This is a genomic window from Paracoccus zhejiangensis (assembly GCF_002847445.1).
Lineage (GTDB): Bacteria > Pseudomonadota > Alphaproteobacteria > Rhodobacterales > Rhodobacteraceae > Paracoccus > Paracoccus zhejiangensis.
Genome location: NZ_CP025430.1, coordinates 3,265,435 through 3,277,500 on the forward strand (window position 1 = coordinate 3,265,435; position 12,066 = coordinate 3,277,500).

11 protein-coding genes are annotated in these 12,066 nt (G+C 66.5%); 9 read left to right on the top strand and 2 right to left on the bottom strand.

The window, feature by feature from the left end:
• Positions 1–11: 11 nt before the first annotated feature.
• Positions 12–770, bottom strand: a complete 759-nt coding sequence (locus CX676_RS15790) for a DeoR/GlpR family DNA-binding transcription regulator (RefSeq protein ID WP_101753469.1) — start codon at positions 768–770, stop codon at positions 12–14.
• Between the two features lie 170 nt (positions 771–940).
• On the opposite strand from CX676_RS15790, the gene CX676_RS15795 reads away from it, so the two are divergent.
• The 6 genes from CX676_RS15795 (at position 941) to CX676_RS15820 (ending at position 9,259) form a co-directional block, all read left to right on the top strand.
• A complete protein-coding gene (locus CX676_RS15795; RefSeq protein ID WP_101753470.1) occupies positions 941–2,320 on the top strand; it encodes an NAD(P)/FAD-dependent oxidoreductase in 1,380 nt (459 codons plus the stop codon).
• The gene (locus CX676_RS15800) at positions 2,307–3,524 is read left to right on the top strand and encodes an FAD-dependent oxidoreductase (RefSeq protein WP_198590216.1); all 1,218 of its coding nucleotides are present in this window, start codon (positions 2,307–2,309) and stop codon (positions 3,522–3,524) included. Before CX676_RS15795 ends, CX676_RS15800 begins: the two co-directional genes overlap by 14 nt.
• Positions 3,521–4,957, top strand: a complete 1,437-nt coding sequence (locus CX676_RS15805) for an FGGY family carbohydrate kinase (RefSeq protein WP_101753471.1) — start codon at positions 3,521–3,523, stop codon at positions 4,955–4,957. The genes CX676_RS15800 and CX676_RS15805 overlap by 4 nt, the downstream gene beginning before the upstream one ends.
• 78 nt (positions 4,958–5,035) lie before the next feature.
• The gene (locus CX676_RS15810) at positions 5,036–5,302 is read left to right on the top strand and encodes a DUF6522 family protein (protein WP_101753472.1); all 267 of its coding nucleotides are present in this window, start codon (positions 5,036–5,038) and stop codon (positions 5,300–5,302) included.
• Positions 5,303–5,789: 487 nt separating this feature from the next.
• On the top strand, positions 5,790–8,399 hold the full coding sequence (locus tag CX676_RS15815) for an Rne/Rng family ribonuclease (protein ID WP_101753473.1): 2,610 nt from the start codon (positions 5,790–5,792) through the stop codon (positions 8,397–8,399).
• Between the two features lie 116 nt (positions 8,400–8,515).
• The gene (locus CX676_RS15820; RefSeq protein ID WP_101753474.1) at positions 8,516–9,259 is read left to right on the top strand and encodes a cytochrome c biogenesis CcdA family protein; all 744 of its coding nucleotides are present in this window, start codon (positions 8,516–8,518) and stop codon (positions 9,257–9,259) included.
• A gap of 4 nt (positions 9,260–9,263) precedes the next feature.
• Here CX676_RS15820 and CX676_RS15825 read toward each other — a convergent pair whose 3' ends face one another.
• Positions 9,264–10,049 (bottom strand): enoyl-CoA hydratase, encoded by a 786-nt coding sequence (locus CX676_RS15825; RefSeq protein ID WP_101754385.1) that lies wholly within the window; start codon positions 10,047–10,049, stop codon positions 9,264–9,266.
• A gap of 56 nt (positions 10,050–10,105) precedes the next feature.
• On the opposite strand from CX676_RS15825, the gene CX676_RS15830 reads away from it, so the two are divergent.
• From CX676_RS15830 to rpsI, 3 genes are all read left to right on the top strand, one after another.
• Positions 10,106–10,528, top strand: a complete 423-nt coding sequence (locus CX676_RS15830) for a PaaI family thioesterase (RefSeq protein ID WP_101753475.1) — start codon at positions 10,106–10,108, stop codon at positions 10,526–10,528.
• A 150-nt stretch (positions 10,529–10,678) separates the two neighbouring features.
• Complete coding sequence (gene rplM / locus CX676_RS15835; protein WP_101753476.1) at positions 10,679–11,143, top strand: 50S ribosomal protein L13; 465 nt, start codon at positions 10,679–10,681, stop codon at positions 11,141–11,143.
• A gap of 2 nt (positions 11,144–11,145) precedes the next feature.
• Positions 11,146–11,637 carry a 30S ribosomal protein S9 gene (rpsI, locus tag CX676_RS15840; protein ID WP_101753477.1) on the top strand — a complete coding sequence of 164 codons (492 nt, stop codon included), beginning with the start codon at positions 11,146–11,148 and terminating at the stop codon, positions 11,635–11,637.
• Positions 11,638–12,066 lie beyond the last annotated feature (429 nt).

Genomic DNA, 12,066 nt, shown 5'->3' on the forward strand with positions numbered 1-12,066 from the left:
CCTCGCCTCCCCTAGATCCAGACCTTGACGCCGTGCGCAGTGAAGGCGGCCCGGTCATGGCCGCTGATCCGCTCATCGGTGATCAAGAGGCCGATCGCGTCGCTGCGGCAGACCGAGAAGGCCGCGCGACGACCCAGCTTGCTGCTGTCGGCAAGGATGATCAGGTTGCGGGCATTGGCGGCCATGGCCCGGCCCACCTGCGCCTCGTCATGGCTGGCATCCATCGCCCCGATCTCGGGCGAGAGGGCGGCCACGGTCAGCACGCAATGATCGGCCTGAAATTCGCTGATCTGCCCTAGCACCGCCGCGCCCACCGTCTGCGCATTGCCCGAGACATAGCGCCCGCCCAGCAGGTAGATGTCGGCATCCGATCCCGCCTGTGCCAGCGCCTCGGCCAGCTGGCAGGAATTGGTGATGATGGTCAGTCCGGTCATCGTCGCCAGCGCCGGCGCCGCCGCCAGCGTGGTCGAGCCGGTATCGATGAAGATGGTATCCCCGGGTTCCAGCGCATCGACCAGCCGCCGGCCGATCCGCGCCTTTTCGCTGCTGGCAAGGGCCGTGCGCACCGGCATGCTGGGTTCGCTGAGCAGCCGGGTGCTGCGGGCGCCGCCATGGACCTTCATGATCCGCCCGGCCTCGGCCAGACGCGACAGATCGCGGCGAATGGTTTCGGTCGAGACGGTGAAGCGCTCGGCCAGAAGCTCGACGCTGACAGAGCCTTCTTCCCAGATGAGTCCCTCGATCTGCAATCGTCTCTCGCGTGGCTTCATCGCATTGCCCGACCCCCAATGATGAAATCGAACGCTGGCGGCATCGCCCGTGTCAACAAAATTTCATCTCAATTGGCGGAATATTCGTTCCGTATCCACAATCGAGGCAAATCGCTTGCCCATTCGGGCATCTTGACGTTACCCTCGAGGAATATGCAAAGGCGGCTTTGATGGCACAGGGCGTGTTCGACGTGGCAGTGGTCGGGGCCGGTGTGGTCGGCTGCGCCATTGCGCGCCGCTTCGCCATTGACGGCGCGCGCGTGCTGATCCTCGAACGTGCGCATGACGTGCTGGACGGGGCCTCCAAGGGCAACAGCGCCATCCTGCATACCGGCTTCGACGCGCCCGAGGGCAGCCTGGAACTGGACTGCATCCGGGCGGGATATGCCGAGTATCGCGAGATTCACGCGCGGATGAACCTGCCGCTGGACCCTTGCGGCGCGCTGGTGCTGGCCTGGACCGAGGAGCAGCAGGCGGCGCTGCCCGGGCTGATGGCGCAGGCCGCGGCGAACGGGGTGGGCGATGTCGAAATGCTGGACCACGCGACGCTGCCGGCCCTCGAGTCGCAGCTTGCGCCCGAGGTTCGCGCCGGTTTCCGGGTGCCGGGCGAAGCGCTGATCGACCCCTGGTCGGCGGCCCATGCCTATCTTTATCAGGCGATCCAGCACGGGGCCGAGTTGCGCCTGCGGGCGGAACTGCTGACTGCCGAGCGGCAGGCGGAAAGCTGGCGACTGCATGCATCTGCGGGGTCGTTCGAGGCTGGGCTGGTGGTCAATGCCGCCGGTCTCTGGGGCGATCATGTCGAGCGGATCCTGACCGGCGAGAGCTGGTTCCAGATCCGTCCGCGCAAGGGCCAGTTCATCCTCTATGACAAGCCCGCCGCCGCGCTGGCCGGGCATATCCTGCTGCCGGTGCCAACCAAGGTGACCAAGGGTGTCGTGGTCTGTCGCACCATCTTCGGCAACCTGCTGGTCGGCCCGACCGCCGAGGAGCAGGAGGAGCGCGAGGATGCCTCTGTCGTTCCGGCGACGCTGGAGGCGCTGCGCCAGACCGGCGAGACGATCCTGCCGGCGCTGGCCGGGCAGGAGGTAACAGCCTTCTATGCCGGTCTGCGTCCCGCGTCCGAGGACAAGGCCTATCGCATCCGCGCCGATCTGGAACGCGGGCTGGTGACGGTGGGCGGCATTCGCTCGACCGGGCTGTCGGCGGCCCTGGGGATCGCGCAGCATGTGGCGCGGCTGGTGGGCCGCGCGCCGGGTGTGGCGCGGGACTGGCCCGAGATGCCGGTGCTGGCGCAGGACGGCGCGCGCGACTGGCAGGCACCCGGCAATGGCGGGATCGTCTGTCATTGCGAGCTGGTCACCCGGCGCGAGATCGCGGCGGCGATGGAGGGGCCGGCACCTGCGCAGTCGCTGGCCGGGCTGAAGCGCCGGACACGGGTGACGATGGGGCGCTGCCAGGGCTTCTATTGCTCGGCCGAACTGGCGCGGCTGACCGAGGGGCGATTTACCCAGCCGATGCTGGCGGGGGCGGTAGATGATGCAGGCTGACGTGGCCATCATCGGCGCCGGCCCGGCGGGATTGGCCGCCGCCGCCCATCTGGGGCTGATGGGGGTGAAGAACATCGTCGTGCTGGAGCGCGAGGCCGAGCCGGGCGGCATCCCGCGTCATTGCGGACATTCGCCCTTTGGCATGCGCGAGTTTCGCCGGGTGCTGGGCGGGGCCAGCTATGCAAGGCGGCTGGCGGCGCGGGCCGAAGGGGCAGGGGCGCGGATCCTGTGCAATACCACGGTCACCGCGCTGCATCCGGGGCCGAAACTGGAGCTGACCGGGCCAGACGGTGCCGAGCGGCTGTCGGCACGGGTCGTGCTGCTGGCGACAGGCACCCGCGAATCGAGCCGGGTGCAGCGGATGATCGGCGGGCAGAAGCCCGGCGGCATCCTGACCACAGGTGCGCTGCAGGGGATAGTGCATCTGAACCACCAGCGCCCGTTTCGGCGGCCGGTGATCCTCGGGACCGAACTGGTCTCGTTCTCGGCGCTGCTGACCTGCCGGCAGGCCGGCATCAGGCCGGTCGCCATGATCGAACCGGGCGCGCGCGTGGTGGCCCGTGCGGGGGCGGCGGTATTGCCCCTTCTCCTTGGCGTGCCGGTCCTGCGCGAGACCCGGATAACCGGGATCCTTGGGCGGGACCGGGTCGAGGGTGTCGTGATCGACGGACCCGGTGGGCCGCGCGAGATCGCGGCCGACGGGGTTCTGCTGACCGGTGCCTTCCGGTCCGAGGCGACGCTGATGGCGGCGGCGGGCATGGTGCTGGATCCACGCACCACGGGTCCCGAGATCGACGTGTTCGGGCGGCTGGCCGAGTCGGGCTATTTCGCCGCCGGCAACCTGCTGCGGCCGGTCGAGACGGCGGGCATGTGCTGGGCCTCGGGCCGGCGTGTCGCCGATGCTATTGCCGTTCACCTGACCGGCGGGCTGCCCTGTCCCGCGCAAGGCCTGCCACTGAGGATTGATGCGCCCGCCATCCGCTATGCGCTGCCGCAGATCCTGTTTCCCGCCGGTCCGGGCTTTCACAAGACCATCCAGTTGCGGGTCAGCCGACCGGTCAGCGGCGAATTGCGCCTGAGCCAGGGGGGGGACCTGATCGCCCGGCAGCCCATCCGTGCCCTGCCCGAGCGGCGGGTCACCCTGCCCATCCCGCGAAAGCTGGGCGAGGGTCCGTTGTCGCTTGATATCGAGGAAGACGCGTGAGGGTTCTGGCCGTCGATCAGGGCACCAGCTCGACCCGGGCGCTGATGCGTGGGCCCGACGGGGCGTTGCAGCTGCTGAAGCAGATGGCGCATCGACAGATCCTGCCGCGTCCCGGCCATGTCGAGCATGATCCCGAGGAGTTGCTGGCCCATGTCGCCGCCTGCGCCAAGGCGGCCGAGGCCGATCTGGTGGGTTTGGCCAATCAGGGCGAAAGCTGCCTTGCCTGGGACGCACGCGATGGTCGGCCGGTCAGCCCGGTGATCGTCTGGCAGGATGACCGCACCGCCGGGATCACGCGCGCGCTCGAAGCCGAGGCCGTCGGGCCCGAGGTGATGGCGCGGGCGGGCCTGCCGCTTGACCCGTATTTCTCGGCCAGCAAGTTGGGCTGGATCCTGCGCCATCTGCCCGTTGCCGCCGATCTGGCGCGGCAAGGGCATATGCGGTTGGGCACCACCGATGCCTATTTCCGCGACCGCCTGACCGGGCGGTTCGAGACGGATATTGCCACCGCCTCGCGGACCTCGCTGCTGAACCTTGCGACGGGGGAGTGGGACCCGGCGCTGTGCGAGATCTTCGGCGTGCCGATCGCCGCCCTGCCGGCGATCACGCCCACGGCCGGCGAACTGGGCGTGCTGCCCGGCGGCGCGCGGCTGGCGGCGAGCATCGTCGATCAGCAGGCGGCGCTCTATGGCCATGGCTGCCGGGTGCCGGGCGATGCCAAGGTGACCTTTGGCACCGGCGCCTTCGTGCAATGCCTGACCGTCGACCTGATCCGGCCCGATCAGCCCGGCCCGCTGCCAACCGTGGCCTGGCACATGCCGGGGCGGGCGGTCGTTCATGCGCTGGATGGTGCGGTCTATACCGCTGCGGCCGCGGTGAACTGGGCGCGCGACCTCGGTCTCTTTGATGATTTCGCCGCGATCAGCCGCTTTGACTGCCCGCCGGCCATCGACCGGGGGCTGGTCTTCCTGCCGGCGCTCGCGGGCCTGGCCTGCCCGCATTGGGACCGGCGGGCACGGGGCGCCTGGGTCGGGCTGTCGCTCGAGGCCGGACCGCAGGACCTGATGCAGGCGCTGATCGAGGGCGTGGCGCTGCGGGTGGCCGAGGCGGTGCAGGCCATCGGGGTGCTGCAGCCGGTAACCGGACTGTCGGTCGATGGTGGCATGGCGCGGAATGATTACTTGCTGGGGTTTCTGGCCGGGCTGATTCCTCACCCCCTGCACCGTGCCGCCGAGGTCGAGACCACTGCGCTTGGGCTGGTTCAGATGGCGCTGGCGGCGGAGGGTCTGGACGACCGGGCCAGAAGTTCCCCAGAGCCGGTTGAACGGCCGATGACCGATTCCGGAGGCGCGGCGCGGCGGCTTGAGCGCTTTGCCCGGGTTCGCGCCGGGATCGCCGCGCTTGGGCATGAGATCGGCGATACTCCCGAATAGGGCTGGCTTCTGGACAAGCCGCCTCTCGCCGTGCTGGATGCAGCCCGGAGAATTCTGGTCGCAGGAAGGCCAAACGCCATGAAGGTCGAACGTCGCGCGGATGGCCGCATTATCGTTGAGGCCGCCGAGTTGGCCCCGCTGCTGGGGCTGGATCTGGCCGAGTTCCAGAGCCAGATGCGCAGCGGGCAGATCGCCACCGGAACCGAGGAGGGGCAGGGCGAGGATGCCGGGCGCTTCCGTGTCACCTTCACCTCGGCGCAATGGAAGCTGCGGCTGACCTGCGCCGCTGACGGAACGGTGATCAGCCGTATTCGCACTGCGATTGCCGGCCCGCGCCTCTCGTGATCCGGGGACGAAGCCCCGACGGGGCGTGACGGCGAAAGCTGGCCGACCGTCTCCGTGCAGCGGCCTGAACCGCGCGGGCCGAGAATTATGCATTGAATTCTCCCCGCCTGAGCCACTATGTTGAACCCACGCATGACGCGATCCGCAACTATTGGTTGCGCCATGCCAAAAGTTTCGCAGCGCGGCAGCTCTGGCCCATCCTTGGACGGATGGCATGTGTCGCGCGGAAAACCCTCGCCCCGATGTGTGGTTCAGCCGCGCCGGGGCGGTATTCGCAAGCTTCCCTTGCCCGTCAGGGCGGGGCGGCCAACACAGGTAACGAACGCGATGGAACGCGCTTTGGACAGGACGAAGATGACAAGGCAGGCGTCAGCGCCGGTCACGTCATCCGGCCCACCCGGCGCGCCCGCGTCCCCATCATATCGCAGCCGCACGCCCTCTGGCCCCCCCGGTGCCGGGGGATTGCGCCTGCGCGAAAGACATCACTATGGCAAAGAAGATGCTGATCGACGCGACCCATGCCGAGGAAACTCGGGTTGTGGTCAGCGACGGAACCAAGGTCGAAGAATTTGACTTCGAGACCATAAACAAGCGGCAACTGGCCGGGAACATCTATCTGGCAAAGGTCACGCGGGTCGAACCCTCGCTGCAGGCTGCCTTTGTGGATTATGGCGGTAACCGCCACGGTTTCCTCGCCTTCGCCGAGATTCACCCGGACTATTACCAGATTCCGGCCGCAGACCGTCAGGCGTTGCTGGCCGAAGAACGCGTCTATGCCGAAGCGCAGGCCGACGAGGAAACTGCCAAGGCCGCGAAGTCCAAGTCGCGCCGCCGGGGCAAGACCCGGGCCGAGTCGAACCGCAGCACCGACGAAAGCGTCAGCTCGGACCAGATCGCCGGCATGGACGTGATCGACGTCGAAGAGGCCGACACACTGCTGGAAGGCGAGACCGCGACCGATTCCGACGACGATGCTGCCGAGGTCCATGCCGCCGTCGAACTCGATCGCGCCGAGGGCGACGAGATCCATGGCGAGCCTGCGCGCGAGGAAGGCGAGGACGCGCCTGCCAGCGCCAGCGAAAAAGACAGCGAGATCGAATCGATCGCCGAAGAGGACGTGACCGAAGAGATTCGCGCGCCCCGCAAGCCGCGCCAGCGTCGCTACAAGATCCAGGAAGTCATCAAGGTCCGGCAGATCATGCTGGTCCAGGTCGTCAAGGAAGAGCGCGGCAACAAGGGTGCGGCGCTGACCACCTATCTGAGCCTCGCCGGCCGTTACTGCGTGCTGATGCCCAACACCGCGCGCGGTGGTGGCATCTCGCGCAAGATCACAGTGGCCGCCGACCGTAAGAAGCTGAAGGAAATCGCCTCGGAACTGTCGGTGCCGCAGGGCGCCGGGCTGATCATCCGCACCGCCGGCAGCCAGCGCACCAAGACGGAGATCCGCCGCGACTATGAATACCTGATGCGGCTCTGGGAGCAGATCCGCGAGCTGACCTTCAAGTCCATCGCCCCGGCGCCGGTCTATGAGGAAGGCGACCTGATCAAGCGGACGATCCGCGATCTTTACAGCAAGGACATCGACGAGGTTCTGGTCGAGGGCGAGCGCGGCTATCGCACCGCCAAGGACTTCATGAAGATGATCATGCCGTCCCACGCCAAGAACGTGAAGCATTACACCGACCAGATGCCGCTGTTCGCGCGCTTCCAGGTGGAAAGCTACCTGGGCGGCATGTTCAATCCGACCGTGCAGCTGAAATCCGGCGGCTATATCGTCATCGGCGTGACCGAGGCGCTGGTCGCCATCGACGTGAACTCGGGCCGGGCCACCAAGGAAGGCTCGATCGAGGATACGGCGACCAAGACGAACCTTGAGGCGGCGGACGAGATTGCCCGGCAATTGCGCCTGCGCGACCTTGCCGGCCTGATCGTCATCGACTTCATCGACATGGAAGAGCGCAAGAACAACTCCGCCGTCGAGAAGCGCCTGAAGGACAAGCTGAAATCCGACCGGGCCCGCATCCAGGTGGGCAAGATCTCGGGCTTTGGTCTCCTCGAGATGAGCCGGCAACGTCTGCGCCCGGGGATGCTCGAATCGACCACCCAGCCCTGCGCCCATTGCCACGGCACCGGCTTGATCCGCAGCGATGACAGCCTCGCGTTGACCATCCTGCGCGCGGTCGAGGAAGAGGGTACGCGCAAGCGTTCGCGCGAGGTGCTGATCAAGGCACCGATCGCGGTCGCCAACTTCCTGATGAACGGCAAGCGCGAACATATCGGCATGATCGAGACGCGCTATGGCATGTCCGTCCGGGTCGAGGCTGATCCTTCGCTGATCTCGCCCGACTACACGCTGGAGAAGTTCAAGACCGCGACCCGCTTCGTGCCCGAGGTCGAATCGCAGGCGGTTTCGGTCAATGCTCAGCTGATGGCGCAGATCGACGACGATGCCGACCAGGTCGAGGATGAAGACGAGGACGAAGTTGTCGAGACCTCGGCCAGCGAGCCGCGCGACGAGAACGGCAGCGACGATGATCAGGGCCGCGGCAAGCGTCGCCGCCGCCGTCGCCGTCGGAAGCCGGGTGATCGGGCCGAGCAGGAGAACGGGTCGGACGCCGCAACCGAAGATAGCGATGGCGAAGAGGCCGGTGAGGCCGTGATCGCTGTCGCCGAGGATGGCGAGGCGGAAGCCGCTGACGAGGCGGATGCCGAACCGGCGAAGAAGCCGCGCAAGTCGCGCTCGCGTTCGCGCCGCAAGGGCGATGCGAAGGACAAGGCGGAAGAGGCTGCGGCCGTTGCCGAGGTTGACGTGGTTGCCGAAGCCGAGGGCGAAAGCCAGCCCGAGGTCATGGCCGACGTGGTTGCCGAAGCTGTTGTGGCGGAAGAGTCTGTGGTTGTGGCCGAAGTCGCTGTCGAGCCAGCGCCGGAAGCTGAGGTTGAAGCCGCGCCTCAGCCCCAGCCTGTGCTGCAGGAGGTGCCCGCCACCGAGCCCGAAGCCGCGCCCGAACCGGAACTGGCCGATGCCGAGCCCGCCGAGGCCGAGCCGGAAAAACCGGCCCGTCCGAAGCGCCGCGGCTGGTGGTCTCTGGGCCGCTGATCTGATTGTGACTCCTCCCGGCGGCAGTTGCCGCCGGGGCCGGGCGCGACCTGACCCACGCAAGCGTGACAGGTCGCGCCCTTTTCGTTTTTCCCTAAGGCGTTAGAGTGCCGGCCATGTTGGGAATCGAACTCGCCGAAGCCGCCTTCCTGCCCGCCGCCTTCGTGGCGCTGCTGGCCGGACTGCTGTCCTTTCTCTCGCCCTGCGTGCTGCCCATCGTGCCGCCCTATCTGGCCTATATGACCGGGGTGAATGTCGGCGGTCTGAAATCGGGCGAGCGCAGCGCGGTCGGACCGGCGTTGATGTTCGTTCTGGGCCTGTCGGTGGTGTTTCTGGTCATGGGCTTTGCCGCCTCGGCCTTTGGCCGGGCCTTCCTGCAATATCAGGACTGGCTGACCAAGGCTGCGGGCGTCATGGTCATCGTCATGGGCCTGCATTTCCTGCATGTCATCCGCATTCCTTTCCTCGATCAGGAAGCGCGACTGGAGGCCGGCGAACAGGGCGGCTCGGCCTTTGGTGCCTTCGTGCTGGGTCTGGCCTTCGCCTTTGGCTGGACACCCTGTATCGGCCCGCAGCTGGGCATGATCCTGTCGCTCGCGGCAACCGGCGGCGAGGTCGGGCGCGGCACGGCGCTGCTGGCCATCTATGCGCTGGGTCTGGGCATTCCCTTCCTGCTGTCGGCCATCTTCATCAGCCGCTCGATTGGCTTGATGAACCGGATCAAGCCCTATCTGGGTGTGATCGAGCGGGTGATGGGCGTGCTGCTGGTCGTCGTCGGCGTCATGCTGCTGACCGGGGCTTTCGCGGCCTTTGCCTATTGGCTGCTCGAGACTTTCCCGATCCTTGCCACTCTGGGCTGAGGGCTTACGCCCAGTTGGGTTTGCGCTTTTCCAGGAAGGCGGTGATGCCCTCGTCCGTGTCGGGCAGCATCATGTTTTCGCACATCGTCCCGCCGGCGCTGCCATAGGCATCGCCAAGGCCAAGCTGTAGCTGCCGGTAAAAGGCCTGCTTTCCCATGCGCACGGCTGCGGGCAGTTTCGAGGCAATCAGTTGCGCCATCTCCATGGCCGCATCGGCCAGCTGGTCGGCGGGGACCACGCGATTGATCAGGCCCAGCTCGCGGGCGCGGGCGGCGTCGATGAATTCGCCGGTGGTCAGCATCTCGAAAGCCGCTTTCGGCGGCACCGCGCGGCTGAGCGCGACCATGGGGGTCGAGCAGAAAAGACCGATATTCACCCCGTTCACCCCGAAGCGCGTTCCCTCGGCGGCAACGGCCAGATCGCAGCTGGCGACCAACTGGCAACCGGCGGCGGTGGCGATGCCCTGGACCTGGGCGATGACCGGCTGGGGAAGGGCAGGGATCAGCTGCATCATCCGGGCGCAGGCCTCGAACAGGGCCTGATAGGCAGCAGAGCCGCCATCCGCTTCGCCCCGCGCCGCCTGCATCTGGCGCAGGTCATGGCCGGCCGAGAAGGCCTTTCCAACGCCCGACAGGATCACGGCGCGGATGCTTTCGTCCTCGCCAATGGCAGCGAGGGCCACCGACAGATCGGCGATCATCTCGACCGAGAGGGCGTTGAAATTCTCGGGGCTGTTCAGCACCAGATGGGCGACATACCCGGTATCGTTGCGTAAGACGCGCTGGCTCATCTTGTCTTCCTCCATCGGTGCAGAAACTGTAGGTCCGTCGGGGCAGGGAGGAAAGCATGACCTTGAAGATGGATGCGGCGGCGCTGAACGATTTTCTGGCGCGGGAGTTCGAGCAGGTCGCATCGGATTTCACGGTCGAGTCGGCCAGCGAGGATCTGCTGGTCATGCGGCTGAAGGTGAGCGACGCCCATCTGCGCCCGGGCGGCACGGTCAGCGGTCCGTCGATGTTCGGGCTAGTCGATCTGGCGATCTATTGCGCCATCCTGTCGAAGATCGGACCGGTGGGGCTTTCGGTCACCACCAATGCCAGCATCGACTTCATGCGGAAGCCCGAATCCGGGCGCGATCTTCTGGCGCGGTGCCGGCTGTTGAAGCTGGGCCGGGTGCTGGCCGTGGGCGATGCGCTGATCTATTCCGACGGGCAGGATGCGCCGGTCGCGCGCAGCTCGATGACCTATTCGATTCCGCCGAAACGCTAGGTTTTCGGGCCTCTGTGGCGGGGTATCATATTACCTATTTTGCAATGCTTTGAAATTACGTGATAAATCGAGATGCGCGACGCTTGACCTGCCGCGCGCGATCCCTGATATAGCCGCATCTCGGATTTACCCCCACCAAAGGGACGCAAGATGAAAACCTATACCGCTAAACCGGCGGAGATCGAGAAGAAGTGGATCCTGATCGACGCCGAGGGCGTTGTTCTGGGCCGTCTTGCCACGATCGTCGCCAACCGCCTGCGCGGCAAGCACAAGCCGACCTTCACGCCGCACATGGATATGGGCGACAACGTGATCATCATCAACGCCGACAAGGTGCAGATGACCGGCAACAAGCGCGATGACAAGAAATACTACTGGCACACCGGCCACCCGGGCGGCATCAAGCACCGCACCGCGCGCCAAGTGCTGGAAGGCGCTCATCCCGAGCGCGTCGTGACCAAGGCGGTCGAGCGCATGATCAGCCGCAACAAGCTGGGCAAGCAGCAGATGACCAATCTGCGCGTCTATGCCGGGGCCGAGCACCCGCATGAGGCACAGCAGCCCGAAGTTCTGGACGTCAAGGTCCTGAACGCCAAGAACACCCGGAGCGCGTGATTATGGCTGAAGACATCAAATCTCTCGACGACCTGAAATCGGCCGTTTCGGGCAGCGCCGCCGCCGTGGCGACCGCTCCGGCCAACCGTGAAGCCAAGCGCGACGATCTGGGCCGCAGCTACGCGACCGGCAAGCGTAAAAACGCGGTCGCCCGCGTCTGGGTCAAGCCGGGTTCGGGCAAGGTCGTGGTGAACGGCAAGGACATCTCGGTCTATTTCGCCCGTCCGGTGCTGCAGATGATCCTGCGCCAGCCCTTCGACGTGGCCGGCGTGGCCGGTCAGTTCGACGTGCAGGCCACCGTCAAGGGCGGCGGTCTGTCGGGTCAGGCTGGCGCCGTGAAGCACGGCATCAGCCAGGCGCTGCAACTCTATGAACCCAGCCTGCGCGCCGCGCTGAAAGCCGCCGGCTTCCTGACCCGCGACTCGCGCGTCGTGGAACGGAAGAAATACGGCAAGGCCAAAGCCCGCCGCAGCTTCCAGTTCTCGAAGCGCTGAATCCTGCGGCCGGTCGAACCGGCCCGCATCGAAAGTCTTGGAAAGCACCCGGATCTCCGGGTGCTTTTTTCGTTTCCCGAGGGCAAGGGTACGAGTGGATGGCGATGCGCGGCCGTTCCGGCGCAGGGCGCCCACCTTGGGTTCAGTCTCACCGCGCCCCGACGGCTCCCCTCTGCCACGTGGCGGATCTGGGGTCGGCCCAGGTCTCAACAACACCCTCCGCCAATGGCTTCACTCGAAGGGCCTCGCCGATCGAGCGTCTGGTCTCGGGGACAGAATCGCGACAGGGCCTTGTTAGCCGAGCTGCGCAGGATCGAGTCGCCGCCCCAGAAATTCCGGGTGTCAGAATCATGGGGCGCAGGAGGCAGGGTGCCCTGCTTCGACGATTCGAGCCGCGGAATCGGAACGACTCGCCGAATCTCGACCATT